General features: G+C 71.8%; 25 protein-coding genes. 16 read left to right on the top strand and 9 right to left on the bottom strand.

All coding sequences use genetic code 11. From position 1 onward, the window contains the following. Nucleotides 1-21: 21 nt before the first annotated feature. Nucleotides 22-2025: a thioredoxin domain-containing protein gene (locus IO39_RS27540; protein WP_043628795.1), complete on the top strand. Its 2004-nt coding sequence runs from the start codon at nucleotides 22-24 to the stop codon at nucleotides 2023-2025. A gap of 233 nt (nucleotides 2026-2258) precedes the next feature. On the opposite strand, the gene IO39_RS27535 is transcribed toward IO39_RS27540, so the two are convergent. After that, nucleotides 2259-4247, bottom strand: coding sequence for a transglycosylase domain-containing protein (locus IO39_RS27535; protein ID WP_084773579.1), 1989 nt, complete (start codon nucleotides 4245-4247; stop codon nucleotides 2259-2261). Nucleotides 4248-4514: 267 nt separating this feature from the next. Continuing rightward, nucleotides 4515-4997 (bottom strand): Lrp/AsnC family transcriptional regulator, encoded by a 483-nt coding sequence (locus IO39_RS27530; protein WP_043628877.1) that lies wholly within the window; start codon nucleotides 4995-4997, stop codon nucleotides 4515-4517. Between the two features lie 103 nt (nucleotides 4998-5100). Here IO39_RS27530 and hppD point away from each other — a divergent pair, with 103 nt between their 5' ends. The 5 genes from hppD to IO39_RS51015 all read left to right on the top strand — a co-directional run bounded on the left by hppD (nucleotide 5101) and on the right by IO39_RS51015 (nucleotide 9460). After that, nucleotides 5101-6210: a 4-hydroxyphenylpyruvate dioxygenase gene (hppD, locus tag IO39_RS27525; RefSeq protein WP_052423427.1), complete on the top strand. Its 1110-nt coding sequence runs from the start codon at nucleotides 5101-5103 to the stop codon at nucleotides 6208-6210. A gap of 34 nt (nucleotides 6211-6244) precedes the next feature. Beyond that, nucleotides 6245-6688, top strand: coding sequence for an RDD family protein (locus IO39_RS27520; RefSeq protein WP_043628791.1), 444 nt, complete (start codon nucleotides 6245-6247; stop codon nucleotides 6686-6688). Nucleotides 6689-6734: 46 nt separating this feature from the next. After that, a complete protein-coding gene (locus tag IO39_RS27515; protein WP_043628789.1) occupies nucleotides 6735-8165 on the top strand; it encodes a M1 family metallopeptidase in 1431 nt (476 codons plus the stop codon). Nucleotides 8166-8264: 99 nt separating this feature from the next. Further along, entirely contained in the window at nucleotides 8265-8789 is a 525-nt protein-coding gene (locus IO39_RS27510) for an RNA polymerase sigma factor (RefSeq protein WP_245642282.1), read from the top strand. Nucleotides 8790-8857: 68 nt separating this feature from the next. Further along, a complete protein-coding gene (locus tag IO39_RS51015) occupies nucleotides 8858-9460 on the top strand; it encodes a hypothetical protein (protein ID WP_157548957.1) in 603 nt (200 codons plus the stop codon). A 149-nt stretch (nucleotides 9461-9609) separates the two neighbouring features. Here IO39_RS51015 and IO39_RS27500 read toward each other — a convergent pair whose 3' ends face one another. Beyond that, the gene (locus tag IO39_RS27500) at nucleotides 9610-10785 is read right to left on the bottom strand and encodes an FIST signal transduction protein (RefSeq protein ID WP_043628785.1); all 1176 of its coding nucleotides are present in this window, start codon (nucleotides 10783-10785) and stop codon (nucleotides 9610-9612) included. Nucleotides 10786-10956: 171 nt separating this feature from the next. Here IO39_RS27500 and IO39_RS27495 point away from each other — a divergent pair, with 171 nt between their 5' ends. The 4 genes from IO39_RS27495 (at nucleotide 10957) to IO39_RS27480 (ending at nucleotide 15874) form a co-directional block, all read left to right on the top strand. Beyond that, nucleotides 10957-12348, top strand: coding sequence for a sigma 54-interacting transcriptional regulator (locus IO39_RS27495; protein ID WP_043628783.1), 1392 nt, complete (start codon nucleotides 10957-10959; stop codon nucleotides 12346-12348). A gap of 220 nt (nucleotides 12349-12568) precedes the next feature. Further along, nucleotides 12569-13369, top strand: a complete 801-nt coding sequence (locus tag IO39_RS27490) for a hypothetical protein (protein WP_043628781.1) — start codon at nucleotides 12569-12571, stop codon at nucleotides 13367-13369. A gap of 42 nt (nucleotides 13370-13411) precedes the next feature. After that, nucleotides 13412-15367, top strand: coding sequence for a vWA domain-containing protein (locus IO39_RS27485; protein WP_043628779.1), 1956 nt, complete (start codon nucleotides 13412-13414; stop codon nucleotides 15365-15367). Nucleotides 15368-15421: 54 nt separating this feature from the next. Beyond that, nucleotides 15422-15874: a GNAT family N-acetyltransferase gene (locus IO39_RS27480; RefSeq protein WP_043628873.1), complete on the top strand. Its 453-nt coding sequence runs from the start codon at nucleotides 15422-15424 to the stop codon at nucleotides 15872-15874. Nucleotides 15875-15993: 119 nt separating this feature from the next. Here the strand turns inward: IO39_RS27480 and IO39_RS27475 are convergent, their stop codons facing one another. The 3 genes from IO39_RS27475 to IO39_RS27465 form a co-directional block, all read right to left on the bottom strand. Beyond that, nucleotides 15994-16956 carry a quinone oxidoreductase family protein gene (locus tag IO39_RS27475; RefSeq protein ID WP_084773595.1) on the bottom strand — a complete coding sequence of 321 codons (963 nt, stop codon included), beginning with the start codon at nucleotides 16954-16956 and terminating at the stop codon, nucleotides 15994-15996. Between the two features lie 44 nt (nucleotides 16957-17000). After that, the gene (locus IO39_RS56880; protein WP_211267182.1) at nucleotides 17001-17231 is read right to left on the bottom strand and encodes a hypothetical protein; all 231 of its coding nucleotides are present in this window, start codon (nucleotides 17229-17231) and stop codon (nucleotides 17001-17003) included. Nucleotides 17232-17333: 102 nt separating this feature from the next. Then, nucleotides 17334-17747, bottom strand: a complete 414-nt coding sequence (locus IO39_RS27465; RefSeq protein WP_043628871.1) for a DUF6292 family protein — start codon at nucleotides 17745-17747, stop codon at nucleotides 17334-17336. Nucleotides 17748-17886: 139 nt separating this feature from the next. Here IO39_RS27465 and IO39_RS59075 point away from each other — a divergent pair, with 139 nt between their 5' ends. Both IO39_RS59075 and IO39_RS27455 read left to right on the top strand, forming a co-directional pair. Beyond that, nucleotides 17887-18012 carry a hypothetical protein gene (locus tag IO39_RS59075; protein WP_281200152.1) on the top strand — a complete coding sequence of 42 codons (126 nt, stop codon included), beginning with the start codon at nucleotides 17887-17889 and terminating at the stop codon, nucleotides 18010-18012. Nucleotides 18013-18021: 9 nt separating this feature from the next. Further along, nucleotides 18022-18450 (top strand): DUF2269 family protein, encoded by a 429-nt coding sequence (locus tag IO39_RS27455; protein WP_043628772.1) that lies wholly within the window; start codon nucleotides 18022-18024, stop codon nucleotides 18448-18450. A 12-nt stretch (nucleotides 18451-18462) separates the two neighbouring features. Here IO39_RS27455 and IO39_RS27450 read toward each other — a convergent pair whose 3' ends face one another. Beyond that, nucleotides 18463-19602: a cystathionine gamma-synthase gene (locus tag IO39_RS27450; RefSeq protein WP_043628770.1), complete on the bottom strand. Its 1140-nt coding sequence runs from the start codon at nucleotides 19600-19602 to the stop codon at nucleotides 18463-18465. A 137-nt stretch (nucleotides 19603-19739) separates the two neighbouring features. Further along, complete coding sequence (locus IO39_RS27445; RefSeq protein ID WP_043628768.1) at nucleotides 19740-19934, bottom strand: hypothetical protein; 195 nt, start codon at nucleotides 19932-19934, stop codon at nucleotides 19740-19742. 136 nt (nucleotides 19935-20070) lie between these two features. Between IO39_RS27445 and IO39_RS27440 the strand changes: the two genes are divergently transcribed. Continuing rightward, nucleotides 20071-21213 (top strand): sensor histidine kinase, encoded by a 1143-nt coding sequence (locus tag IO39_RS27440; RefSeq protein ID WP_043628869.1) that lies wholly within the window; start codon nucleotides 20071-20073, stop codon nucleotides 21211-21213. Nucleotides 21214-21284: 71 nt separating this feature from the next. Here IO39_RS27440 and IO39_RS27435 read toward each other — a convergent pair whose 3' ends face one another. Continuing rightward, nucleotides 21285-22655: a cystathionine beta-synthase gene (locus IO39_RS27435; protein WP_043628867.1), complete on the bottom strand. Its 1371-nt coding sequence runs from the start codon at nucleotides 22653-22655 to the stop codon at nucleotides 21285-21287. Between the two features lie 128 nt (nucleotides 22656-22783). Between IO39_RS27435 and IO39_RS27430 the strand changes: the two genes are divergently transcribed. The 3 genes from IO39_RS27430 to IO39_RS27420 all read left to right on the top strand — a co-directional run bounded on the left by IO39_RS27430 (nucleotide 22784) and on the right by IO39_RS27420 (nucleotide 26489). Next, nucleotides 22784-23767 (top strand): SGNH/GDSL hydrolase family protein, encoded by a 984-nt coding sequence (locus IO39_RS27430; RefSeq protein WP_245642281.1) that lies wholly within the window; start codon nucleotides 22784-22786, stop codon nucleotides 23765-23767. Between the two features lie 74 nt (nucleotides 23768-23841). Further along, nucleotides 23842-25197 carry an outer membrane protein assembly factor BamB family protein gene (locus IO39_RS27425; RefSeq protein ID WP_043628764.1) on the top strand — a complete coding sequence of 452 codons (1356 nt, stop codon included), beginning with the start codon at nucleotides 23842-23844 and terminating at the stop codon, nucleotides 25195-25197. A gap of 74 nt (nucleotides 25198-25271) precedes the next feature. After that, nucleotides 25272-26489, top strand: coding sequence for an acetyl-CoA C-acetyltransferase (locus IO39_RS27420; protein ID WP_043628762.1), 1218 nt, complete (start codon nucleotides 25272-25274; stop codon nucleotides 26487-26489). The last annotated feature ends 37 nt before the right edge of the window (nucleotides 26490-26526 follow it).

Below are 26526 nucleotides of genomic sequence, written 5' to 3'. Positions count from 1 at the left end.
GCGGTATGAGAGCCTGAGCTTATGAACAGGCTCGGCAGTGAGACCTCTCCCTACCTCCTCCAGCACGCCGACAACCCGGTCGACTGGTGGCCGTGGGGCGAGGAGGCGATGCGGGAGGCGCGGCGGCGCGACGTGCCCCTGCTGATCAGCGTGGGCTACTCGGCATGCCACTGGTGCCACGTCATGGCACACGAGAGCTTCGAGGACGCCGAGACCGCCCGCCTGATGAACGAGCACTTCGTCAACATCAAGGTGGACCGCGAGGAGCGGCCCGACGTCGACGCCGTCTACATGGGCGCCACGCAGGCCATGACCCGGCAGGGCGGCTGGCCCATGACGGTGTTCGCCACGCCCGACGGCCACCCGTTCTACTGCGGCACCTACTTCCCGCGCCCCCAGTTCCGGCGCCTGCTCACCGAGGTCCACAACGTGTGGACGGGCGACAGGGACTCCGTGCTGAAGCAGGGGGCGAAGGTGGTCGAGGCGCTCAACGCCAACACCACGCTGCCCAGCGGCCCGCTGCCGGGCGAGGAGACGCTGCGGCAGGCCCTGGGCAACCTGCGCGAGTCGTTCGACGCCGCCAGGGGCGGGTTCGGCGGGGCGCCGAAGTTCCCGCCGTCGATGGTGCTGGAGTTCCTGCTGCGCTCGGGCGAGCGCGAGATGAGCGGCAAGACGCTGGAGGCGATGGCCCGGGGCGGCATCTACGACCAGCTCGGCGGCGGGTTCGCGCGCTACAGCGTGGACGACGCCTGGGTGGTGCCGCACTTCGAGAAGATGCTCTACGACAACGCCCTGCTGCTGCGCGTCTACACCCACTGGTGGAAGGCGGGCGGCGGCGAGCTCGCCCGGCGGGTGGCGCTGGAGACGGCCGGCTGGCTGCTGCGCGAGCTGCGCACCCCGGAGGGCGGCTTCGCCTCGGCGCTCGACGCCGACAGCGAGGGCGTGGAGGGCAAATACTACGTCTGGACCCCCGGCGAGCTGCGCGAGGCGCTCGGCGACGACGACGGCCGCTGGGCGGGCGGGCTGTTCGAGGTGACGCCGGAGGGCACGTTCGAGCACGGCACGTCGGTGCTGCAGCTCCTGCGCGACCCCGAGGACCCGGCGCGCTACGCGGACGTGCGGGCGCGGCTGCTGGCCGCCAGGGAGCGGCGGGTGCGCCCCGGCCGCGACGACAAGGTCGTGGCCTCCTGGAACGGCCTGGCCATCGCGGCCCTGGCCGAGACCGGCGCCGTCTTCGAGCGGCCCGACCTGGTGGCGGCGGCCACGGAGGCGGCCGAGCTGCTGGCCGGCCTGCACGTGACCGGCGGCAGGCTGCTGCGCACCTCCCGGGACGGCCGGGCGGGCGCGAACGCCGGGGTGCTCGACGACTACGGCAACCTGGCCGAGGGCCTGATCTCCCTGTACGGCGTGACCGGCGAGGCCCGGTGGCTGCGGCTGGCGGGCGCGCTGCTCGACACCGTGCTCGACCGGTTCTCCGACGGCGCCGGCGGCTTCTACGACACCGCCGACGACGCCGAGCGGCTCTTCCAGCGCCCCCAGGACCCGACCGACAACGCCACCCCCTCGGGCCAGTACGCCGCCGCGGGCGCGCTGCTCTCCTACGGCGCCCTGACCGGCTCGACGCGGCACCGCGAGGCCGCCCAGGCCGCGCTCGGCACCGTGTCGGTGCTGGCGCCCGGGCACGCCAGGTTCGCCGGGTGGGGGCTGGCGGTGGCGCGGGCCGCGCTGTCGGGGCCGGTGGAGGTGGCGGTGGTCGGCCCCGCCGACGACCCGCGCACGGCGGCGCTGCACAGGCAGGCGCTGCTGGCCGACACGCCGGGGCTGGTCGTCGCGCTCGGGCGGGGCGACACCGCCGACCGGGGCACGGGCGATCCGCTCGTGCCGCGCGAGCCCGTCTTCCCCGCCCTGCTGGAGGGGCGCGGGCTGGTGGGCGAGGCGCCGGCCGCCTACGTGTGCAGGGGCTTCACGTGCCGGATGCCGGTGACGACCACCGACGCCCTGCGCGCCGAACTCTCCTCCGGCTGACCCCGGCCCACCGGGAGACCCCGAGCACCGGCACGACCCCGGATCGCGCCACTGCCCGGGCCCGGCGCTCCGGCGGGCGCGTGGTCACGGAAGGGCGCGGAAGGGCGCGGCCCGGCGCGTGGTCGCGGAAGGGCGCGGAAGGGCGCGGCCCGGCGCGTGGTCGCGGAAGGGCGCGGGAAGGCGCGGCCGGGCGCGTGGTCGCGGAAGGGCGCGGGCGTCGGGGTCGTGACGGGTCAGCGGGCCGGTTGGCGCTCCTGGCGGTCGCGGCCGTCGTCCACCGTGTCCTCCTCCTGGAGTGACGGCTGGGCGGGCAGGTCGAGGTCGGACGGGGAGGGCTCCTCCTCCTGCTCCTCCGGCGGGCCGTCGCCGCGCGGCCCCTGCGTGGCCGGCGGGCCGGAGGACGGCGGCGGGCCGGTGCCCGGCTCGGGCGAGTCCCAGTCGTCCTGGTTCCCCGGCCGCGGGTACGTCCGGTCGGGCCCGCCCATGCCGCGCTCGGGCTGCGAGTAGCCGGACGACCAGCCGAACTCCGACGGCTCGGGGAACTCCTCGACCGGCTTGCCCGCCATCGCCTCCGTCATGAACGCCCGCCAGATCTGCGCCGGGAGCTGGCCGCCGAACTGCGTGCCGTAGCCGGGGATCGAGACCGTGGCGTTGTCGTCGCGGAACATGTTGACCGCCACCGCGAGCTGCGGGGTGAAGCCGTTGAACCAGACCGAGCGCGAGTCGTCCGTGGTGCCCGTCTTGCCGGCCACCGGGCGGTCGTAGAGCCTGGCGGCGGTGCCGGTGCCGTACTTGACGACCTGCTGCATCGCGAAGGTGGTGTCGGCGGCGGCCTGCTCGCTGACCACCCTCGTCGAGGCCGGCTTGACGACCTCCTTGTGGCCTTCCGCGTCGGTGACCGACCGCACCACGTGGGCCTCCATGTGCACGCCCTTGTTGGCGAAGGTGGAGAAGCCGGAGGCGTTCTGGACGGCGCTGACGGAGGACACGCCGAGCGGGAAGGAGGCGGCGCTCTTCTGCTTCTCCAGCTGGGCGGCGGGGATGCCGGCCGCCTCGGCGGTCTTGGCCACCTTGTCCAGGCCGACCTTCTGGCCGAGGTCCACGAACGCGGTGTTGACGGAGTTCTGGGTGGCGCTGACCAGGTTGATCTGGCCGTAGGAGCGGTCGCCGTCGTTGGGGATGGCCTGGGCGGCCGAGGCCACGCGCAGCGGCGAGTTGCCGTCGACCCTGGTGGACAGGTCGAAGCCGTTGTCGAGGGCCGCGGCCAGCGTGTACGGCTTGAACGTGGACCCGGCCATGACCTTGGCCGAGAACGCGCTGTCGTAGTACTGCGACTGCGACGGCCGCCCGCCGTAGAAGGCGACGACCTCGCCGGTGCCGGGATCGACGGCCGCCAGCCCCGTGCGCACCTTCTTGGGCGTGTTGTCGGGCAGCACGTCGTCCACCGCCCGCTGGGCGGCCTGCATGAGCTTCTTGTCGAACGTCGTGACGATCTTGAGGCCGCCGCTGTTGATGTCCTCGTCGGTGTAGCCGCGGCGGTTGAGCTCGGCCGTGACCTGCTCCAGCATGTACTGGGCCTGCCCCTTGAGCTCGAACGGCTTCTTCGGCACGCGCAGCTCGGGGAACGTCTCGGCGGCCGCCTGCTGGGGGGTCAGCGCGCCGGTCTGCCCCATCGCGTCGATCACCGACCGCCAGCGCGCCCTGGCCGCCGCCAGGTCGGAGCCCTTGGGGTCGGCGAAGCGGCTGGGCTGCTGGATCACCGCCGCGAGGTAGGCGCCCTCGGCCACGCTCAGCTCCTCGACGTCCTTGCCGAAGTAGGCGCGCGCGGCCGACTGCACGCCGTTGGCGCCCCGGCCGAAGTAGATCGTGTTGAGGTACTGCTCCAGCACCCAGTCCTTCGACTTGGACTGGTCGACCTTCATCGCGATGAGGATCTCTTTGAACTTGCGGGTGACGGAACGTTCCTGGCTCAGCCCGCTGTAGTAGTTGCGCACGAGCTGCTGGGTGATGGTGGAGCCGCCCTGGAGCTGCTGCCCGGTGACGGTGGACCACACGGCCCGCGCGGTGCCCTTGAGCGAGACGCCGGCGTCGTCGTAGAACGAGCGGTTCTCGGCGGCGATGACCGCGTCGCGCACGTGCTTGGGCACCTGGGCGAGATCGACCCTCCTGCGGTCGACCCCCTGCCGGGCGAGCACGCTCTTGCCGTCGCGGTAATAGATCACCGAACCCTGCGCGGTGGCCTGTTTCTGGGTTGTGTCCGGAATCGGAGTCAGCGCCCAGGCTACGGCGAAAAGCCCGACCAGTACGAGGATTCCCGTGCCGATTGAAATCAGAACAACCCGGAGAATCCGCCGTTTCCGCATTCCCTTACCACCGCCGCTCCGCACCCACGACCTCCCCTCGTCGAGCCTCGCCCAACCCCCGCAAGCTGGGCGAATGGTAAGGGTAAACGATCGACAATGGTGCCTCGTCCCTTGCCGATAGTACGGCTAACGGCCCTCGCGACGCGGAACATCGGCGACCAAAGGCAACACCCGATACGGAACCGGAGTGTCAAGGGCGATGATCGAATTAGTCCTGAGTACGCCCTGTACATCGACGATCCGATCGATAACCCGTTGCAAATCCGCGTTCGTCCTGGCGACCACCCGGCACAGCAGATCGCTGTCGCCGGTGATCGTGTGGACCTCCAGCACCTCCGGGATGCGCGCCAGCCGGTCGGCCACCGGATCGTGCCCGGCCACCTGCCGGATCTCCATGCTGACGAACGCGGTGACGTCGTAGCCGAGCGCGGCCGGCGACACGTCGGGCCCGAAGCCGGTGATCACCCCCCTGTCGACCATCCGGTCGAGCCTGGCCTGGACCGTGCCACGGGCCACCCCCAGCCTCCGTGAGCACTCCAGCACCCCCAGCCGGGGCTCCTTCGTCAGCAGGGCGATCAGCCGGGCGTCGAGGTCGTCGATCGTCGTCATGCTGCACAGCATTACCGGAGAGATCGCCGGAGCACTAGGCAGATTGTGCACTCATTCAGGTAACTCTTGCGCAACTCGTCCAGACAAATCCAGAGTTTGAGGTATGAGTGATGTCTTTCCGGTCAACGGCATGGACGCCGTGGTGTTCGCCGTCGGCAACGCCAAGCAGGCGGCCCACTACTACTCGACCGCGTTCGGCATGCGACTCGTGGCCTACCGCGGGCCGGAGAACGGCAGCCCGGACCTGGCCGCGTACGTGCTGACCTCGGGCAGCGCCACGTTCGAGTTCCGGGCCTCGGTCCGGCCCGGCACGGACCTGGCGCGGCACGTGGCCGAGCACGGCGACGGGGTGATCGACCTGGCCATCGAGGTGCCCGACGTCGAGGCGGGGTACGCCTACGCGGTCAAGCACGGGGCCAAGGGGCTGGCGGAGCCGTACACGATGGAGGACGACCACGGCAAGGTGGTGCTCGCGGCCATCGCGACGTACGGCGAGACGCGGCACACCCTGGTCGACAGGTCCAACTACGCCGGCCCCTACCTGCCCGGCTACGCGCCCGCGGAGCCGCTGGTCGCCCCGCCCGCCACCAAGCACGGCCGGCTGTTCCAGGCGGTGGACCACTGCGTCGGCAACGTCGAGCTGGGCAGGATGGACGAGTGGGTGGAGTTCTACCGCGAGGTGATGGGCTTCACGAACATGGCGGAGTTCGTCGGCGACGACATCGCCACCGAATACTCGGCGCTCATGTCCAAGGTCGTGGCCGACGGCACCCGCAAGGTCAAGTTCCCGCTCAACGAGCCGGCCGTCAGCCGCAGGAAGTCGCAGATCGACGAATACCTGGAGTTCTACGGCGGTCCCGGCGTGCAGCACATCGCGCTGGCCACCAACGACATCCTGACCACGGTCGACCACATGCGGGCGGCCGGGGTGCAGTTCCTGGACACGCCCGACTCGTACTACGACGACCCCGAGCTGCGCGAGCGCATCGGCAAGGTGCGCGTGCCGATCGAGGAGCTGAAGAAGCGCCGCATCCTGGTGGACCGCGACGAGGACGGCTACCTGCTGCAGATCTTCACCCAGCCCGTGCAGGACCGGCCCACGGTCTTCTTCGAGCTCATCGAGCGGCACGGCTCGCTCGGGTTCGGCAAGGGCAACTTCAAGGCGCTGTTCGAGGCCATCGAGCGCGAGCAGGAACGCAGGGGCAACCTTTAGTTTGTCCCGACTTGGTGGTGGTCATCCAGATCTCATGGGACTGCCGCCACCGGGGCTGGCGGGACGCTGGCGGCGGCTGTTCGCCGGCGTCCTCGACTGGCTCGTCGTCATCGTCATCTCCGCCCCCTTCACCCGGACGAGCTGGGACTACGTCTGGGACGCGAGCAGAGGCGCCTGGGACCGCTATCCGGTGCAGCACACCTTTCTGGCAGGTCTGGTGGCCTTCCTGTACTTCTGGCTGCTGCACGCCTTCTGGAACGGTCAGACTCTGGGCAAGAAGCTCTTCGGCCTCCGTGTCGTGTCCGAGTACGACGGGAGGATAGGCGTGGGGCAGGCGGCGGTCAGGCAGGCCGTGGCCACCGCGCTCGGCTGGCTCTGCTGCGTCGGCACCCTGCTGGATCTCGGCTGGATCCTCTTCGACCCCCGTAAACAGGCCCTTCATGACAAGGCAGCCCGGACGGTCGTGGTGAACGCCTGACTCAGCGTAATATTCTGGTCACGACCTGAAGGGGGCCCGTTCGCCTATGCGTTCCACCAGACGCCGGGTGGCCATGCTCGCGACGCTCGTCAGCGTGCTCGCCTGCTCGCCCGCCGGCGAGCCGCCGACCGGCCGGGCCACGTCCACCCCCTCCGCCGCGGCCGCCGGGGCGGCCGAGGGCGTGGGCGCGGCCGGCATCGGCGACCCCGACTTCCCCGGCGACGGCAACGGCGGCTACGACGTCTCCCACTACGACCTGGTCGTCGGCTACACGCCCGCCACCAAGCGGCTCGACGGCGTGGCCACCATCAGCGCCGCCGCCACCCACGACCTGACCAGCTTCAACCTCGACCTGAGCGGGCTCGACGTGCGCGAGGTCACGGTCGACGGGGTGCCGGCCACGTTCGGCAGGAAGGGCGACGAGCTGACCGTGCGGCCCGCCGAGCCGATCGGCGACGACAGCGACTTCACGGTCAAGGTCACCTACTCCGGCATGCCCAAGCCCGCCCAGGACCACGCCAACCTGGGCACCTACGGGTTCATCCCGACCTCCGACGGCGCCTTCGTGGCCTCCGAGCCCAACGGCTCCAAGACCTGGTTCCCCGGCAACGACCATCCCTCCGACAAGGCCACGTTCGACTTCACGATCACCGTGCCGGCCGGGCTGACGGCCCTCGCCAACGGCGAGCGGGTCGGCGAGCCCACCACCTCCGGGGGCCGCACCACCTACCGCTGGCGCGAGCGCCATCCGATGGCGACCTACCTGGCCACGGCCACGCTGGGCAAGTTCGAGCTGCGCGAGGGCGCCACGCCCGGCGGCATCCCCAACCTGGCCGCCGCCGACCCGAAGTACAAAGACTCGCTCGACTCGCTCCACCGGATCTCCGGCGAGGCCACCGACTACTGGGCCACGGTGTTCGGGCCCTACCCGTTCTCCTCGACCGGCGGCATCGTCGACGACTACAGCGCCGGCTACGCCCTGGAAAACCAGACCAAGCCGCTCTACGGCGGCTTCCAGCCCGACGAGATGATCATCGCGCACGAGCTGGCCCACCAGTGGTTCGGCAACAGCCTGACCATCCGGCGCTGGAAGGACCTCTGGCTCAACGAGGGCTTCGCCACCTACGCCGAGTGGTTGTGGTCGGAGCGCAAGGGCAAGAAGAGCGCGGCCGCCCACTTCAAGGAGGCCCACGCCCGCCCCGCCTCCGACCCGATCTGGAAATATCCCCCCGGCCGCGCCAAGCCCGACGACCTGTTCAACGCCTCCGTCTACACGCGCGGCGGCATGACCCTGCACGCCCTGCGCCAGGCCATCGGCGACGCCACGTTCTTCCGGCTGCTCAAGACGTGGACCTCCGAGCACCGCTACGGTCATGTCACCACCGAGCAGTTCATCGACCTCGCCGAGCGGCTGTCGGGCAAGAGCCTCGACGCGCTCTTCGACGCCTGGCTGTTCCAGCCCAGACGTCCCGCCTGAGCCGCCCGCGCGGAAACGCTTCTCGTCGCTCCGTCCAAGTACGGGTTGCAAGGGCGAACGACGAAGGGAGCGAGGCCAGTGCGCCTCAACGAAGACCCTGTGGCCTTTGAGGCCTTCTATCGCCGCCACGTCGATGCCGTCATGCGGTTCGTGGTCCGCAGGGTGAGCGACCCTCACCTCGCCGCTGACCTGACGGCGGACATCTTCCTGGCGGTCCTCGACTCCGCGCACACCTACGTGCCCGGACGCGGCAGCGAGGTCGCCTGGCTGTACGGCATCGCGCGCAACGTCGTGTCGGCCCAGCACCGCAGGGCCGCACGCGAGGCGCGGGCCGCCGGACGGCTGGCCGGTCGCCGCCTGATGGACGACGACGACCTGGCCAGGATGGAGGAGCGGATCGACGCCGAACGCCGGATGCGCAGCGCCCTGGAGGCCATGGCCGGCCTGGCCGAGGGCGAGCGCGCAGTGCTGGAGCTCGTGGCGATCGACCAGCTCACCGTCTCCGAGGCCGCCGCGGCGCTGGGCATCAGGCAGGTCACCGCGCGCGTCAGGCTGCACAGGGCCAGGCGCGCCCTTGAGAACGTCGCTTCGCCATCGGCCGTGTACCTGGAAGGACGGACATGAGCAGCTTCGAAGATCGCCTTCTCAGTGCACTCAAGGAAGAGATCACGACGAGAACGGCGGAGGACAGGATGACGACAGTGACACCGGCTCGGCCCGGCTCCGGGAAGCGCCTCGTGGGGCTGTCCGCCGCGCTGGCGGGGGTCGCGGCGGCGGCCACGGCGGTGGTGCTGGCGACCGGGCTCACCGGCGGCCCGGCCCACGCGGTGAGCGCGGGTGCCGACGGCAGGGTGAGCGTGCGGATCGCCGCGTTCACCGACCCCGACGGGCTGGAGGCCGACCTGGCCGGGGCCGGGGTGCCGGCCGTGGTGGACTACCTGCCCGAGGGGCAGACCTGCAAGCAGCCGCGCGGGGCCGCGGGAGGCGGCGCCGGGCAGTTCGCGGCGAGCATCGGGCGCGACGGCGACGGCATCGGCTTCACCATCGAGAAGGGGCAGGTGCCGCCGGGGTCCACGCTGGTGCTGACGGTATCCAAGAGCAAGGACGGCGACGACAAGCCGCCGTTCGCGACCACGCTGGAGATCGTCAAGGGCGAGGTCGGGCCCTGCGAGCCCACCTCGATGCCGGCGCCCCCGCCGTCCCCGGAGGGCGGCACCACGGACTCCGGCCCCGGGCTCTCCTCCCGCACCGGCGAGCAGGACCAGGGCCCGAGCCTGGACAGCACGACCGGCTGACCCCGTCCGGGCCACCCGGCCCGGCCGTTCCACGTCGATCACCCCCGGGCCCGGCCGCTCCAGGCCGGCCACCCCCCGGGCCCGGCCGCTCCAGGCCGGCCACCCCCCGGGCCCGGTGGCCTCCTCCCGAGCAGCGGAGGCCGCCGGGCTCATGGGCTGCCGGCGGCGCTGGAGAAGACCAGGACGGACGCCGTGAACCCGTGGACGTGGTTGTGCCCCGCCACGGGCCCCACCTCGCCGGCCGAGAAGAAGCCCGCCACGCCGATCGGCCCCAGCGTGTCGCGCAGCGCGACCGGGTCGTGGTCGGCCGTGCCGAACATCGCCGAGCCCCGCCCGTTGCACGAGAACAGCAGCGCCCCGTCCACCTTGCCGAGCTCCTCGCGGTGGGCGTCGAGCAGGTCGTACAGGTCCTCGTCGGCGGTGGCGGCGTCGCGCACCTGGAAGCGCACGGTCCTGCCGACCTCCACGATGTCGCCGATGGCCACGGCCTCACGGTCGGGGTCGATGCCGATGACGCCCCGGATGAGGAAGTCGCCGCGTTCGTGGCGTTCGGCGTACTCGTCCATGGCCAGCCCGATCTGCAGCCCGGAGGCGACCAGCTCGCGGTCGTCCTCGTCCAGCTCGCTGACGATGTCCTCCAGCCGGGCCAGCGCCGGCTGGCCGGCCAGCTCCAGCAGCAGGTTGTCCTCGGAGGCGGTGACCACCATGCTCGGCCCGATCGGGCGGCAGCCCTGGCTGACCACGGTGCTGATGTGGATCGGCCCGCTGAGCAGCACGCCGATCGCGCCCTCGGTGTAGATCTCGCCGTCGGCGAACAGCCGTACGGAGCCCCTTCCCTGCAGCCCGTTGGCCAGGCCGCCGATCAGCGGCAGGTCCCCGAGCACGTCGACCGAGCGCTCGACGAAGGCGTCGGTCGGGAAGCTGTACGGATCGGCCAGCAGGATCGCCACGTGGTCGTCCCCGCCGCGCTCGGGCAGCCCGACGACCACGAACCGGTCCTCGGCCGCCAGCGTCTCCAGCGCGAACGTGGTCAGCCGCGCCCCCTCCAGGGTCGCCGCCCACGCGCTGACGGCCGGGGTCAGCTCCACCCCCTGGCCGTCGCCGATGACGCCCGTGGCGCTGCACCCGATCACGTGCGCCTCGGGCGCGAGCTTCATCGCGGCCTCACCGGCCCGCGCGACGTCGTCGGGATCGTCGCCGCAGATGAAGAAGCAGACCAGGTCGGCTTGGCCGCTGAGCCTCGACAGTGCCTGGCCGACGGCGTTCTCCGCGGCCTCCACCAGGTCGGAACCCACGGCGAGGCCGTCGGCGAAGCGGCTTGTCATCAAGGCCACGGATCTCGCCTCCCTCGACATGTCCAAGTTCCCTAGGCCCGATTCTCCCCACTAAAGGGATAAGCACGCCCACGAACCGTCACGCAATGGTCAAGATCCGAAATCTCCGCCAGATGCGAAAGGCTCTGCCACATTCCTCGCAGGGGACGTAGTCTCGATCCCGTGCATCAGCCACGTATTCTCCGCGAGCTGCGGGGCAGCGGCCACGTTCACCGCACGGTCAAGGCCGAGGTCCGGGAAAACCTGCTGACCAGGCTGCGTGCGGGCGAGCCGCGATTCCCCGGCATCGTGGGCTTCGACGACACCGTCCTGCCGCATCTGGAGCGGGCCCTGCTCGCCGGTCACGACCTGGTCCTGCTCGGTGAGCGCGGCCAGGGCAAGACGCGGCTCATCCGCACGATCACCGGCCTGCTCGACGAGTGGACGCCGGTGGTCGAGGGCTGCGAGATCAACGATCATCCGTACGCGCCGGCCTGCACGCGCTGCCAGGCGCTGGCGCGGGAGCTGGGTGACGAGCTGCCGGTGGCGTGGAAGCACCGCGACGAACGCTACGGCGAGAAGCTCGCCACGCCCGACACCTCGGTCGGCGACCTGATCGGCGACGTCGACCCCATCAAGATCGCCGAAGGCCGGCGGCTGGGCGACCCCGAGACGGTCCACTACGGCCTGGTCCCGCGCACCAACCGCGGCGTCTTCTCCGTCAACGAGCTGCCCGACCTGGCCGAGCGCATCCAGGTGTCGCTGCTCAACGTGCTGGAGGAGCGCGACGTCCAGGTGCGCGGCTACAACCTGCGGCTGCCGCTGGACATCCTGCTCATCGCCAGCGCCAACCCCGAGGACTACACCAACCGGGGCCGGATCATCACGCCGCTGAAAGACCGGTTCGGCGCCGAGATCCGCACCCACTACCCGATGACCGTCGAGGACGAGCTCACGCTCATCCGCCAGGAGGCCATGCCCGACATCGGGGCCGACGTCCCCGAGCACCTGGTCGAGGTGATCGCCCGCTTCACCCGCCTGGTCCGCGAGTCCACCGCGGTCGACGCCCGGTCCGGCGTGTCGGCGCGCTTCGCCATCGCCGCGGCCGAGACCGCGGCCGCCTCTGCCGTGCGCCGCGCGGCGATCGCCGGCGAGGAGCAGCCGGTCACCCGCGTGGTCGACCTGGCCTGCGTGGTGCACAGCCTGCGGGGCAAGGTGGAGTTCGAGGTCAGCGAGGAGGGCAGGGAGACCGAGATCCTGGCCCACCTGCTGCGCCGGGCGACGGCCGAGACGTTCAGGAGCCGGTTGGGCGGCATGGACCTGTCGGCGCTGACCGACAAGTTCGCCGAGGGCAACCAGGTGGAGTCCGGCGAGCTGGTGCCGGCGGGCGAGCTGCTGCACCGCATCGGCCCCGTGGCCGGCCTGGCCAAGGTCATGTCGCGGCTGGGCATGGGCGCGGGCGAGGAGTCGCCCGGGCACGCCGCGGCGGCGCTGGAGTTCACGCTCGAAGGGCTCTACCTCATGCGCCGGCTGTCGAAGGAGGACCTCGACGGCGTCACGGTCTACCGCACCTGAACCCGGCGGCGTCACGCTCCCCTCGCCGGTGCGGCCGGCGGTGTCACCGTCCGGTCGCGGCGTGAACCGGTGGTGTCACCGTCCGGTCGCGGCGTGAACCGGCGGCGGCACCGTCCGGCGTACGCGAAGCCCGGCGGTGTCACCGCCTGTCGCGCGCGAACTTGGTGGCGGTTTTCCGCGTCATAGTGGTGGCTGATCCGTTTTCTGGGGGAGACCACCCATGCGTTTGCTCGCCTGCGCCACCACCACCGTCACCGCCGCCGCTCTCGCGCTGAGCGCGCTCGCCGCACCCGCCCACGCGACCGTCCCGGCGGCCGTCCCGGCGGCCGGCCCCGCGACCGGCCCCGCGACCGGCCCTGCCCGCTCCGTCTACGGCTTCGCCTGGGCCGACGGCAAGGGGCATCTGCGGATCGTGCCGAAGAAGGCCGTCCGCGAGACGCGGCGGACGTACGCGCTGAAGACCCTGCCCGGAGCCCGGGAGCTGCGGCTTGACTACACCGGGGCCGCCTACACCCGGGTCACGGTCGCGTGCGACCTGAAGGAGACCGAGGGCCGGGTCGCCGTGGACGCCAAGGGGTTGGGGCGGACGAAGTGCGCGACCGAGGACTTGACCGACACGCTGGGGCTCGGCCCGGTGCCCGTGCGCGTCGAGCACCGCGACGGCCGGGCCACGCGGGTCAGCGAGATCCTGGCCGGCGCCTGGCCCGACCCGCGCACCGCGCGCGGCACGATCAAGCGGGTCAACGACACGACCGTGCTGTTCACGACCGGGGGCAAGCGGATCAAGCTGGGCTACTCGTACACCACGACCTTCCACCGGACCACCGCGACCTGCGGGGCCGGCTGGCTGAGCGGCAGGCCGGTGAACGCGGACCGGAAGGGGCTGGGCAAGAAGTCGTGCCAGTGGACCGACCTCACCAAGGCGCTCAAGACCGTCCGGCACCCGGTGCTGGTCAAGGTGGACTACACGCCCGGGGTGGACTCGCTCAACGAGGTGTGGGAGGTGTTCGGCGACGCCTGAAACACCACATTGCGGGCCTTCTCGGGTTAGCGTGGTTGCGTGATGGCCTTTCGCTATGGCGAGTACCACGACGGCCCCGACCCCCTGGCCCCTCCTTACGACGTTCGCGCGGCGCTCGACGAGATGGGCGACGCCATCCTGTCGGGCTCCACGCCCGTCCACGCCCTGCGCGACCTGCTCAAGCGCGGCCTGCCCGGCAACCAGGAGCGGCGCGGGCTCGACGACATGCTCAGGGAGGTCCGCAGGCGCCGCCGCGACCTGCGTGAGCGCGGGCGTCTGGACGGCACGCTGGAGCGGGCCAGGGCGCTGCTCGACAAGGCCATCGGGCAGGAGCGGGCCGAGCTGTTCCCCGACCCGTCCGACGAGGCGCGCCTGCGCGAGGCCGGGCTCGACGCGCTGCCCGAGGACACGGCCAGCGCCATCCAGGAGCTGAGCACGTACGACTGGCGCTCGGCCGCGGCCCGGCAGACCTTCGAGGAGCTGCGCGACCTGCTGCGCAGGGAGGTGCTGGACAGCCAGTTCAGGGGCCTGCGGGACGCGCTGGCCAACCCCGACCCGCAGGCGATGGAGCGCGTCCGCCAGATGATGGCGGACCTGAACGACCTGCTCGACAAGGACTCCCGGGGCGAGCACACGCAGGATGACTTCGACTCCTTCATGTCGAAATATGGGGACCTGTTCCCGGAGAAGCCGCGCAACCTCGACGAGCTCATCGACATCCTGGCCCGCCGCGCCGCCGCCACGCAGCGCATGCTCGCCTCGATGACCCCGCGCCAGCGCGAGGAGCTGAGCAACCTCATCAACCAGACCCTCGACCAGGCGGGCCTGTCCGACCAGATGCGCCGCCTCGGCGAGGCCCTCTACGCCCGCCGCCCCGACCTGGCCTGGAACGCCCCCGAACGCCTCACCGGCGAGGAGCCGCTGGGCATGGGCGACGCGGTGACGGCCCTGGAGGAGCTGGCCGACCTCACCCAGCTCGAAACCGCCCTGCGCCAGGACTACCCGGGCGCGCGGCTCGACGACATCGACGAGGCCGCCGTACGCCGCGCGCTCGGCCGCTCCGCGGTGGACGACCTGGAGGCGCTCAAGCGCATCGAGCGGGAGCTGGAGCAGCAGGGCTACCTGCTGCGCCGCAGGGGCAAGCTGGAGCTGACCCCGAAGGCGGTGCGCCGCCTGGGCGAGACCGCCCTGCGCCGCGTCTTCTCCTCCCTCGACGCGGGCCGGCGCGGCGACCACGACCAGCACGACGCGGGCTCGGCCGGCGAGCTGACCGGCTCGTCCCGGCCGTGGCGCTTCGGCGACGAGCAGCCGATCGACGTCGTGCGCACGCTGGTCAACGGCGTACGCGCCGGCGGCGTCACCCGTGACCGGCCCGGGGTGCGGCTGTCGGTGGACGACTTCGAGGTGGCCGAGACCGAGCGCCGCAGCGCCGCGGCCGTCTGCCTGCTGGTGGACCTGTCGTACTCGATGGCCCTGCGCGGCACGTGGGCCGCCGCCAAGCAGACGGCGCTGGCCCTGCAGGCGCTGGTGGCCACCAAGTTCCCGCAGGACGCCGTCCAGGTCATCGGGTTCTCCAACTACGCCAGGGTGCTGCAGGCCGACGAGCTGGCGGGCCTCGACTGGGACATGGTGCAGGGCACGAACCTGCACCACGCGCTGCTGATCGCCGGCCGCCACCTCGACCGCCACCCCGACTTCGAGCCGGTGGTGCTGGTGGTCACCGACGGCGAGCCCACCGCCCACCTCATGCGCAACGGCCGCTCGGCGTTCGAGTGGCCGCCCTCGCACGAGACGCTGGAGCTGACGCTGGCCGAGGTCGACAAGATGACGCGGCGGCGGGCCACGATCAACATCTTCATGCTGGCGGCCGACGACCGGCTGAAGGAGTTCGTGGACGAGGTCGCCCGCAGAAACGGCGGCCGCGTCTTCTCCCCCAGCGCCGACCGCCTCGGGGAGTACGTCGTCAGCGACTTCCTCCGCCTGCGCCGCGCCCGCTGACCCGGGCAGCGGCGGGCGCGGAACTGTCGGTGCCGGATGGCAGACTCGGCCGGCATGGATGAGCTCGTGCGGTTGAGAGACGTGACGGAGGCCGATCTGGAGGTGCTGCTGGAGCAGGAGCACGACCCCGAGGCCCAGCGGCGCTCCAGGTTTCCCGCGCGCGAGCGTGAGGCGTTCATGCGCCACTGGAAGACGAACATCCTGGGCGATCCGGCCGTGTTCGTGCGGGGCGTCACGGTGGGGGGCGAGCTGGCGGGCAATCTGGTGGCCTGGTGGGAGGGTGAGCGCCGCTTCATCGGCTACTGGTTCGGGCGGGCGTTCTGGGGGCGCGGCATCGGCTCCCGGGCGATGGAGCTGTTCCTGGGCGAGGAGCGGGTCCGGCCTCTCTACGCCGACCCGTTCCACGGCAACACCGCCTCGGTGCGGCTGCTGGAGAAGCACGGCTTCCGGCGGGAGGGCACGGTGCACCACGGCGAGGACGAGCACGTCCTGCTCGTGCTGCGCTGACGGCCCGGCCCGGCCTGCCTGAGAGGACGCCGGCCTCAGCGGGGGCGCCCGGCGGGCTCCTGCCAGAGTGCCGGCCTCAGGGGCCCCGGCCCGCTCTTCTCTCCGCCAGGGTGCCGGGCTCAGCGGGGGGTTACTTCGAGCACCAGTTTGCCGGTGGTGCGGCCCGACTCGATGCGGCGGTGGGCCTCGGCGGCCATCGCCAGCGGCAGCGACTCCATGCGCACCCGCAGGTCCCCGCGCGCGGCCGCGCTCACCGCGCGCCGCAACGCGCGCCCCGCCTCCGCCGGGGAGGCGGCGGAGAACGCGGCCAGGTTGAACCCGGAGACCGTCCTGTTGGCCAGCCACAACTCGTTGGCAGGCATCCCCTCGTCCGCGGCGCCGGAGGCGTTGCCCAGCACGATCATCCGGCCCATCGGCGCGAGCAGGTCCAGGCTGAGCCGGCGGGCCGCACCACCGACCATGTCCACCACCACGTCGAACCGGCCCGCCCCGGCCGCCTCCCCGCGCAGCACGACCTCGTCGTAGCCGAACGCCCTGGCCGTCTCGACCTTGGCGGGGCTGCCCACGGTGCCGACCACGCGGCCCGCCCCGAGCAGCCGGGCCGCCTGCCCGAGCTGGCTGCCCAGGCCGCCGGCGGCGGCGTGCACGAACACGCTCTCCCCCGGCTCGATGCGCGCCACCCGGTCCAGCGCCAGGAACGCCGTCGTGCTGTTGGACGGCACCGCCGCCGCGACGCCGAGCTCCAGGGCGTGGCCGTCCAGCGGCGCCACCAGGTCGGCGGCGGTGGTCACCACCTCGGCGTAACCGCCGCCGGCCACGATGGTCAGCGCGGCCACCGGCTGGCCGACCCGCAGCCCTTCGACGCCGGGGCCGAGCGCCCGGACCCGGCCGGACACCTCGATGCCGGGCACGAACGGCAGCGGCACGTCCGCCAGACCCTGCCGGTAGAGGATCTCGGCGAAGTTGGCGCCCGCGTACGCCACGTCGATGGCGACCTGCCCCGCGCCGGGCTCGGGGACCTTCACGTCGTCGAGCAGGAGAACGTCAGGGCCGCCGAATTCGGGGATCGTGATTGCCTTCATGCCGTCCATCGTGCTGCGCCCGCCGGCGGCGAGGCAGTGTCAGCTCATCGTGGGTGTACCGCCACCAGGCTCTCCACCCTCTCCCTGGTGCCGGTGCCGGGCTGCGGGGTGTGCAGCACCACGTTGAGGTCGGCCCGATCGGGCAGCCTGAACAGCGAATACTCGAAGGTGAGGGCGCCCGCGTCGGGCAGCCCGACGTCGCCGGGCGTGAGCGCTTCCCGCCTGGCGCGCAGGAACTCCTTGAGCTGGTCGCGACGTCGCTGACTGGAAGCCACGAACCACACCATAAGCGACCGATCCCCCGGACGCGCCTCACGCGCCCAGGCAGCAGCCGGCGGGCAGCGGCCGAGGGCCGGGCGGGCGCGTGGAGACCGGGTTCAGGCGAGCGCGTAGAAGTCGAGGGCGACGTCGAAGCCGTCGCGGCAGTTGCGGTGGGAGCGGTAGCAGGGGCGCCAGGCCGAGCTCGCGCCGACGCCGGCCCTGGCGTCGGCCAGCGCGGACGGCACCCGCTCCGGCCGGGGCAGCAGGCCGTGACCGAGGTAGCGCACCCCGGACAGCTCGGTGTGCCGCCCCCGGCCGCCCGAGACGAACGCGCCCAGCCGCCAGCCGCTCTCCTCGTCCCACACCAGGGCCGTGCCGTCGGTGAGCTTCACCGTGGCGTCACGGGGATCGCACGGGCCTTCCCACCAGTCCTCGACCTCGGCACCGAGCAGGTCGACCACCTGCTGGACGTAGCTGATCGGCTGCTGCAGCCACTCGTCGGTGTACGGCTCGACGTGCCTGATGGCCACGGACGGCACCCCCTTGTGCCCAATCGGTAAGGAAAAAGCGGCGATGAACAACCATACCCGCGACGAACTTATTCCGTTGCACACCCGTCTAGTCATTACGGACGATATTTTCGTCCGTCACGGGGAAGAAGGGGCCTCCATGATTGCCACGGTCCTCCTCATCGTCCTGATGGTCGTCGCGGTGACGACCACGGAGCTGTGCATGCGCTGCTCCGCGGAGAGCAAAGAGAGTGTCGAGTCCCCCACCGAGATCGCCGGGGACTAGTCTTCCCGCATGTCCCTGCTTCTCTGGCTGCACATCGGATTCGCGATCTTCACGATCGGCCCCATCACCGCCGCGACGATGAGCGCGCCGCGCGCCATCAGGAACAAGAACGTCTCCGCGCTGCAGTTCATCCAGCGCACAACCAGAATCTACAGCCTCGCCAGCCTGGGCGTGTTCGTGTTCGGGCTGGCGCTCGGCATCATGATCGGCGACGGGCTGCTCGGCCGGTGGTACATGACGGCGTCGATGACGCTGTTCATCGTGGCCGCGGTCCTGCTGGTGATCATCGACCGTGACCTCCGCACCGCCGTCCAGGCGCTCTCCAGCGAGAGTGCGGACGACGACGCGAAGGTGGAGAACGGGCGGATCGCCGCGATCAGCGGGCTGCTGTCCGTGATCTGGCTGGTGATCCTCTTCCTCATGGTCATCCCCGAATAACCCGCTCCAGGGTCAGCCCAGGGCCTGGGTGAGGTCGGCGAGCAGGTCGTCGATGGTCTCGATGCCGACCGACAGCCGCACCAGGTCGGACGGCACCTCCAGCGGCGACCCGGCCGCCGAGGCGTGCGTCATCCGGCCCGGGTGCTCGATGAGCGACTCGACGCCCCCGAGCGACTCCCCCAGCGTGAACAGCTCGGCCCGGTCGCAGACCGCCACGGCCTCCGCCTCGCCCCCGGCCACCCGGAACGACACCATGCCGCCGAAGCGGCGCATCTGCTTGGCCGCCACCTCGTGCCCGGCGTGCCCGGGCAGCCCCGGGTAGAGCACCTCGGTCACGCGCGGGTGGGCGAGCAGCAGGTCCACGACGCGCTCGGCGTTGTCGCAGTGGCGGTCCATGCGCACGCCGAGGGTCTTGAGCCCGCGCAGCGTCAGCCAGGCGTCGAACGGCCCGGCCACCGCGCCCATCGCGTTCTGGTGGTAGGCCAGCTCCTCCCCGAGCCCGGCGTCGGCGGCCACCAGGGCGCCGCCCACCACGTCGGAGTGGCCGCCCACGTATTTGGTGGTCGAGTGCACGACGACGTCGGCCCCCAGGGCCAGCGGCTGCTGCAGGTAGGGCGAGGCGAACGTGTTGTCCACGACCAGCAGCGCGCCGTTGTCGTGGGCGAGCTGGGCCAGCGCGGCGATGTCGGCGATGCCGAGCAGCGGGTTGGTGGGCGTCTCGACCCAGACCACCCTCGTCTTCTGCGTCATCGCCGCGGCCACGGCGTCGAGGTCGTGCAGCGGCACCGGGTCGTAGTGCAGGTCCCAGCGCTCGTGCACCTTGGCGAACAGGCGGTAGGTGCCGCCGTACGCGTCGTTGGGGATGATCACGTGGTCCTGCGGCCGGCACACCGTGCGCAGCAGGGTGTCCTCGGCGGCCAGCCCCGACGCGAACGCCAGCCCGCGCGCCCCGCCCTCCACGGCGGCCAGCGCGGATTCGAGCGCGGTCCTGGTGGGGTTGGCCGAGCGGCTGTATTCGTAGCCGGAGCGCAGGCCGCCCACGCCGTCCTGCTTGTAGGTGGACGTGGCGTAGATCGGCGGCACGACCGCGCCGGTCAGCGGGTCGGGCTCCTGACCTGCGTGGATGGCCAGGGTCTCAAAACCGTTGCTCATACAGGCAACGTTACAGGCCCCGCGGGGCGCGAGGACGGCCCGCGATCCGTTCCCCAACGGGATCGCGGGCCGCTCACGGGGGACCGTCCCCACAGCCCCCGTGCGGCCCGCGCGCCATGCCCGCGCGGGCCCGTCCGTCAGGCCGCCCTGGGCTCGCTCCGGTCCCCGCCGTTCCTGGACGGAAGCCGTACGACGTCCGCCTTGATGTACCGGCCGCTGCCGCCCTCGGCGTGCTCCCCGTTGATGCGCGAGAGCAGCACGGGGTCGGCCAGCGCGAGCAATACCGCGACGACCAGCCCCACACCCAGCAGCGCGAACCCGATGGCAACCATGTCTGTCCCCTTCCGACACGTCCAGCATCCGCGATGCCGCCCGTCCGGCGCCTCCGCTGAAGGGCTGGTCTCGTACGCGCCCACTCGGCCGAACGGTTGATACGACATGTCCGACCTCCGGCTTAGGCTCGGGGCCGTGGGGGATTCGAAACGGCTCGTGTACTGGATCCGCCGGCTGAGCGAGATCGCGATGTACGGCTGGCTGGGCCTGCTGCTGCTGTTCGACCTCGCGCTCGGCCTCTCGGTCGGCCCGTTGCAGTGGCTGGTGTTCGCCTGCGGCGTGGCCGGGGTCGTCGCGGTGGCGCTGCGGCGCAGGTTCCGGGTGCAGGGGTTCGCCGTCCTGCTGGCCCTGTCGTTCGGCACCTCCGTGCTGATCGGGGCCGTCGGGTTCAACGGCGTGCCGGGGATGACGGAGACGGGCTCGCTGCTCATCCTGCTCATCGGGGTGCTGCGGCACGTGGAGCCGGTGCGCAGGGCCGCGGCGCTGGCGTGCGTGGCCCTGATCGTGCTGATGTGGGAGGCGCACGGGCGCGACTACCAGAGCTCCAGCCTGGTCTTCGCGTTCCTGCTGTTCGCGGGCTGGTCGACGGCCGCGGGCGTCGGCGGCTACCTGCGCTTCCAGCAGGAGCGCCGCAAGGAGGCCGTCCATTCCGTACGCCGGGCCGAGCGCCTCGAACTGGCCAGGGAACTGCACGACCTGGTCGCCCACCACATCACCGGCATCGTCGTGCAGGCCCAGGCCGCCCGCACGGTCGCCGAGGCCAAGCCGGAGGCGGTGCTGCCCGCCCTCGACGCGATCGCGACGGCCGGCACCGACGCGCTGACCTCGATGCGGCGCATGGTCGCGGTGCTGCGCACGGAGGACGACGCGGACCGCAGGCCCGGCGTCACGCTGGCCGACCTGCGGATGCTGACCGACCGGTTCTCGGCGGACGGCCCCAAGGTGGCCTTCGAGATCGGCCAGGGCATCGACGACCGCACGCTGCCCCCGGAGGTCATGACGACCCTGCACCGGGTGCTGCAGGAGGCGCTGACGAACATCCGCAAGCACGCCTCCCGCACGGCCTGGGTGGAGGCGGACCTGCGCCGCTACGAGCGGGCCGTGGTGCTGCGGGTGCGCAACTACGGCACCGGGCCCGACCCGCGGGTCTCCCGGCTCGGCGGCGGGTTCGGGCTGGTCGGCATGGCCGAGCGGGTGGAGGCACTGGGCGGCCGGCTCTACGCGGGCCCCTCCCCCGAGGGCGCCTGGGAAGTGATCGCCGAGTTCCCGCTCACCTGACCCCCGGCGCGTCGGGCGGCCCACCGGCCCGGCCGGGGAGCCTGGCCGGGCCGCGAGACGGCGCGGGCGCGTCAGTGGTTGGCGAGGAAGGCCAGCAGGTCCTGCCGGGTGATCAGCCCGGACGGCTTGCCGTCTTCCAGCACAACGGCCGCATCAGCCTTCTCCAGCGCTTCCACCGCACGCGCCACAGGTTCACCACTGCCGATCATGGGTAGCGGGGCGGACATGTGATCGGCGATCGGGTCGTCGGAGGAGAGCCTGCCGTGATAGAGGGCTTCGAGCAGATCGCGCTCGACGATGGAGCCGACCACCTCCGCCGCCATGACCGGCGGCTCCTCCTTCATCACCGGCAGCTGGGACACCGAGTATTCGCGCATGATCGCGATCGCCGTGCCGACCGACTCGTGCGGATGCGCGTGCACGAACTCGGGCAGCCCCGGCCCCTTGCGCGACAGCACGTCGCCGACCAGGCTCTCGTCGGTGCCGGTGGTCAGGAAGCCGTAGTCGGCCATCCAGTCGTCGTTGAAGATCTTCGACAGGTAGCCCCGGCCGCCGTCGGGCAGCAGCACGACCACCACGTCGCCGGGCGCGGCCTTGGCCGCCACCCGCAGCGCCGCGACCACGGCCATGCCGCAGGAGCCGCCCACCAGCAGGCCCTCCTCGCGGGCGAGCCTGCGGGTCATGTTGAAGGACTCCTTGTCGGACACCGCGATGATCTCGTCGCAGATCCCGGTGTCGTACGTGGCCGGCCAGATGTCCTCGCCGACCCCCTCCACCAGGTAGGGCCGCCCGGAGCCGCCGGAGTAGACCGAGCCCTCGGGGTCGGCCCCGATGATCTTCACCCGCCCGCCGGAGACCTCCTTGAGGTAGCGCCCGGTGCCGCTGATCGTGCCGCCGGTGCCGATGCCCGCCACGAAGTGCGTGATCCGGCCCTCGGTCTGCTCCCACAGCTCGGGGCCCGTCGAGTGGTAGTGGGAGTCGGGGTTGTTGACGTTGGAGTACTGGTCCGGCTTCCAGGCGTTGGGCACCTCGCGGGCCAGGCGGTCGGAGACCGAGTAGTAGGAGTCGGGGTGGTCGGGCGAGACCGCCGTCGGGCAGACCACGACCTCCGCGCCGTAGGCCCGCAGCACCGCGATCTTGTCCTGGGCCACCTTGTCGGGCACCACGAACAGGCACCGGTAGCCCTTCTGCTGGGCCACGATGGCCAGGCCCACGCCGGTGTTGCCGGAGGTCGGCTCCACGATCACGCCGCCGGGCCGCAGCTCGCCGGACTTCTCCGCCGCCTCGATCATGCGTACGGCGATGCGGTCCTTGACCGAGCCGCCCGGGTTGAAGTACTCGACCTTCGCCAGCACCTGGGCCGGCACGCCCGCGGTCACTTTGCTCATCCGGACGAGCGGAGTGTTCCCCATCAGCTCAACGAGGGAATCGTAAACGCGCACCGAGGTGTTCACCTTCTTCACCGAAGCTTGATCAGCTTGTCAGAGGCCGAGATCCAGTGGGGGTGGCAGGCCCTCGGCTAGTTATCAAGCAAACGCTACCGCCGAGTTGGACCGAGGAGGGCACGTACGTGGTCTGGGCAGCGGGCATGGCGCGCGCGGCGCGCAGGATCGCCGCGGCGGCGGCACTCGGAGGAGGCGGGCTGACGGCTCTGGGGGCCACGGCGTACGGCCTGCTCATCGCCGAGGGGCTGCTCGCGCGCAAGGCCATCGGCCGCCCGCACGGCCTGGACGGGCCGCCGTCCGACGGCGTCTACGGCGATTTCCCCGGCGAGCCGCTCAAGATGGCCATGCTGGGCGACTCCACCAGCGTCGGGCTGGGCATGACCGAGGCGGCCAAGACGCCGGCCGTGCTGCTGGCGTGCGGCCTGGCCGCGGTCGCCGAGCGGCCGGTGCGCCTGGTCGTGGCGGGCAAGTCCGGCGCGCCCTCGGCCGAGCTGGGCGAGCAGGTGGACGTGGCGCTGGCGATGGAGCCCGACATAGCGGTGATCTTCATCGGGGCCAACGACATCATCACGCAGACGCCGCCGGCGATCGCCGTACGCCATCTGACCAAGGCGGTGCGGCGGCTGCGTGACGCGGGGGCGGAGGTGGTCGTGGGCACCTGCCCCGACCTCGGCACCGTGCGGCCCATCGCGCAGCCGCTGCGCTGGGTGACGCAGCGCTGGAGCCGGCAGCTCGCGGCGGCGCAGACGGTGGCGGTGGTGGACGCGGGCGGCCGTACGGTGGCGTTCGCGGACGTCCTGGGCCCCGAGTTCGCGACAAATCCGACAGAGATGTTCGGACCCGATCGTTTCCATCCATCTGACCGAGGTTACGCGCAGGCCGCTTACGCGGTGCTACCGTCAGTGTGCGCTGCGTTGGGGCTGTGGCCTGAGCCGCGCCCCGCACGCGGCGAAGCACTGCAACCGATCTACCTCGCGGCGGCTACGGCCGCGGAGGAGCCCGGCACCGAGGTCACCGCGACCCGGGTCGACGGACGGGCGACGGGCCTGCACGGGAAGTGGGCCGCGTTGTTCCGGCGGCGACTCGGTGAGGCAGTCAACGACACCTGACGGCCGCACACCTCCATCCGGTCACCCTCCGCTCCGGAGCCGCCACTCCCCGTCCTCTTTGGAGTGGATTGCCCGTGCTCCGGCCCCTCTGGAAACCGTCCCTCGCCCTCGCCGGAACCCTCGCAGCAACCCTGGCCGCGGCCGGCTGCTCCGACAGCGACGCGGCCACGTCGGCCTTTCCGGCCTGGCAGAACACCCAGGTCAACGCCGTCAGCCGGATGGCGGTGGCCGGCGGGGTCGTGGCCACCACCTCCATGAAGCCCGACGGCGCCCTGGAGACCGTGGCGGTCGACCTGCGTGACGGCAGGCGGCTGTGGGCCCATCCCGCCACGATGTCGGGCCGCCTGCCCGGCATGGGCGTCTCCGCCCCCGCGATCGTGGAGACGGCCGGGGGCCAGGGCGTGGTGGTCGCGCTCGACCCCGCCAAGAAGGGCCGCTGGAACGCCACGCTCATCGCCCGCGACGCCCGCTCCGGGGCGCGGAAGTGGACGCGGCCGATCCACTCGACGTTCGGGCCGCAGCGCTGCGGGCCGTACATCTGCGTGTCCGAGCACACCGCGCTGGCCAAGGCGCGCATGGTGGTGCTCGACGCGGCGACGGGCAAGCAGCTGTGGCAGCTCCCGGGCATCTCCGAGGTCGAGTGGTCCGACCGGGACCGGGTGCTGCTGCTGCGGCTGGCCGCCAACCCCATGGTGGAGTCGTACGAGCTCAAGACCGGCAGGCTCCAGTGGCAGCAGCCGATCGAGCAGGCGCTGGGGCCGGGCATCGACCTGTCGGGCGGGTGGGCGTTCGGCGCCACGGGCGAGGACCTGGTCGGCTACGTCGCCCCCTACACCAACCCGCGGACCAAGAAGATCTCGACCTTCGGGCTGTTCTCCATCAGGATCGCCGACGGGACGATCAACTGGATGCGGCCCTCCGTCGTACGCGTCTATCCCAGCGGCAGCCCCGGCTTCGCCCCGGTCGTGCGCCCGGTGGACCGCCAGGGCGTCTACGGCGGCTTCGCCCGGCTCGACTCGGCCACCGGCCGGGTGGTCGGCCAGATCACCGCCGCCGACGTGCCGGGCTCGGGCTGGTGGCTGGCCTTCCCCGACCGCATGGACAAGCTGGGCTTCCTCAAGCACGGCGCCAAGGGCACGGCCTTCGACATCGTCTCGGGCAGGCCGGTGCCGGTCGAGAAGGAGCGCGGCTGGTCCTTCTGCGTCACCGATCCCAAGCCGCTGCCGCTGCGCGGGCAGGCGCCGGGCTTCTACTCCACGGCCGCCATCTGCGAATACGACCTCGGCACCGGCAAGCGGGTCTCCCCCGCCACCGCCCCGCCGCCCTGGTTCACGGGCAGCCATGACGGCTGGCGGTTGTGGCGCGACGAGAAGGGCGCCCTGCACGCGGTCAACGACCACACGGCGACGGCGCCGGGCATGTACGGGTAGAGCCCGGGGGTCCGCGGGCCTTGCGCGGAGAACTGGAATATAGTTCTACTATTAGCGCCGACAAAGGAGGGGCCATGCCCGAGGCAGTCATCGTCGCAACCGCGCGTTCCCCCATCGGACGAGCCTTCAAGGGGTCGCTCAAGGACATCCGGCCCGACGACCTGACCGTGCAGATGATCCAGGCGGCGCTGGCCAAGGTGCCCCAGCTCGACCCCGCCTCGATCGAGGACATCATGCTGGGGTGCGGGCTGCCCGGCGGCGAGCAGGGCTTCAACATGGCCCGCGTGGTGGCGGTGATGCTCGGGCTCGACAACGTGCCGGGCACCACCGTGACCCGCTACTGCTCCTCCTCGCTCCAGACCACCAGGATGGCCTTCCACGCCATCAAGGCTGGCGAGGGCGACGTGTTCGTCTCGGCCGGCGTGGAGACCGTCTCCCGCTTCGTCAAGGGCAACTCCGACTCGCTGCCCGACACGCACAACCCGGTCTTCCTCGACGCGCTGGGCCGGACGAAGGCGTTCGCCGAGGGCGGGAAGACCTGGCACGACCCGCGCGAGGACGGCGCGGTCCCCGACGTCTACATCGCCATGGGCCAGACGGCCGAGAACGTGGCCCAGCTCAGGGGCGTCTCCCGCCAGGAGCAGGACGAATTCGGCGTACGCTCCCAGAACCTGGCCGAGAAGGCGCTGGCCGACGGGTTCTGGCAGAAGGACATCACGCCCGTGACCCTGCCCGACGGCACCGTGGCCAGCAAGGACGACGGGCCCAGGGCCGGCACCACGTACGAGAAGGTCTCCGCGCTGCAGCCCGTCTTCCGCCCCGACGGCACCGTCACGGCCGGCAACTGCTGCCCGCTCAACGACGGCGCCGCGGCGGTCGTCATCATGAGCGACGTCAAGGCCGCCGAGCTGGGCATCACGCCGCTGGCCAGGATCGTGTCCACCGGCGTCTCCGGGCTCTCGCCGGAGATCATGGGGCTCGGCCCCGTGGAGGCGTCGAAGCAGGCGCTGGCCAGGGCCGGGATGGCGATCGACGACATCGACCTGGTGGAGATCAACGAGGCGTTCGCGGCCCAGGTGATCCCGTCCTACCAGGAGCTGGGCATCGACCTCGACCGGCTCAACGTCAACGGCGGGGCGATCGCGATCGGCCACCCGTTCGGCATGACGGGCGCGCGGATCACCTCGACGCTGATCAACAGCCTGCAGCACCACGACAAGAGCATCGGCCTGGAGACGATGTGCGTGGGCGGCGGCCAGGGCATGGCGATGGTCATCGAGCGCCTGAGCTGACCGCCCGGGGCCCCGGCCGCGACGGTCGGGGCCCACT

Source organism: Nonomuraea candida (genome assembly GCF_000725485.1).
GTDB lineage: Bacteria > Actinomycetota > Actinomycetes > Streptosporangiales > Streptosporangiaceae > Nonomuraea > Nonomuraea candida.
Note: the sequence above shows the minus strand (reverse complement) of the source record. Positions and strands in the feature narration are given on the sequence as shown.

What these genes read in the sequence shown, in the direction of transcription:
- IO39_RS27455 (WP_043628772.1), top strand. Translation starts at nt 18,022, where the DNA reads ATGTCCCTGCTTCTCTGGCTGCACATCGGATTCGCGATCTTCACGATC.
- IO39_RS27480 (WP_043628873.1), top strand. Translation starts at nt 15,422, where the DNA reads ATGGATGAGCTCGTGCGGTTGAGAGACGTGACGGAGGCCGATCTGGAG.
- IO39_RS27540 (WP_043628795.1), top strand. Translation starts at nt 22, where the DNA reads ATGAACAGGCTCGGCAGTGAGACCTCTCCCTACCTCCTCCAGCACGCC.
- hppD (WP_052423427.1), top strand. Translation starts at nt 5,101, where the DNA reads ATGAGTGATGTCTTTCCGGTCAACGGCATGGACGCCGTGGTGTTCGCC.
- IO39_RS27520 (WP_043628791.1), top strand. Translation starts at nt 6,245, where the DNA reads ATGGGACTGCCGCCACCGGGGCTGGCGGGACGCTGGCGGCGGCTGTTC.
- IO39_RS27445 (WP_043628768.1), bottom strand. Translation starts at nt 19,934, where the DNA reads ATGGTTGCCATCGGGTTCGCGCTGCTGGGTGTGGGGCTGGTCGTCGCG.
- IO39_RS27485 (WP_043628779.1), top strand. Translation starts at nt 13,412, where the DNA reads ATGGCCTTTCGCTATGGCGAGTACCACGACGGCCCCGACCCCCTGGCC.
- IO39_RS27475 (WP_084773595.1), bottom strand. Translation starts at nt 16,956, where the DNA reads ATGAAGGCAATCACGATCCCCGAATTCGGCGGCCCTGACGTTCTCCTG.
- IO39_RS27420 (WP_043628762.1), top strand. Translation starts at nt 25,272, where the DNA reads ATGCCCGAGGCAGTCATCGTCGCAACCGCGCGTTCCCCCATCGGACGA.
- IO39_RS27490 (WP_043628781.1), top strand. Translation starts at nt 12,569, where the DNA reads ATGCGTTTGCTCGCCTGCGCCACCACCACCGTCACCGCCGCCGCTCTC.
- IO39_RS59075 (WP_281200152.1), top strand. Translation starts at nt 17,887, where the DNA reads ATGATTGCCACGGTCCTCCTCATCGTCCTGATGGTCGTCGCGGTGACG.
- IO39_RS27450 (WP_043628770.1), bottom strand. Translation starts at nt 19,602, where the DNA reads ATGAGCAACGGTTTTGAGACCCTGGCCATCCACGCAGGTCAGGAGCCC.
- IO39_RS27515 (WP_043628789.1), top strand. Translation starts at nt 6,735, where the DNA reads ATGCGTTCCACCAGACGCCGGGTGGCCATGCTCGCGACGCTCGTCAGC.
- IO39_RS27530 (WP_043628877.1), bottom strand. Translation starts at nt 4,997, where the DNA reads ATGACGACGATCGACGACCTCGACGCCCGGCTGATCGCCCTGCTGACG.
- IO39_RS51015 (WP_157548957.1), top strand. Translation starts at nt 8,858, where the DNA reads ATGACGACAGTGACACCGGCTCGGCCCGGCTCCGGGAAGCGCCTCGTG.
- IO39_RS27500 (WP_043628785.1), bottom strand. Translation starts at nt 10,785, where the DNA reads ATGACAAGCCGCTTCGCCGACGGCCTCGCCGTGGGTTCCGACCTGGTG.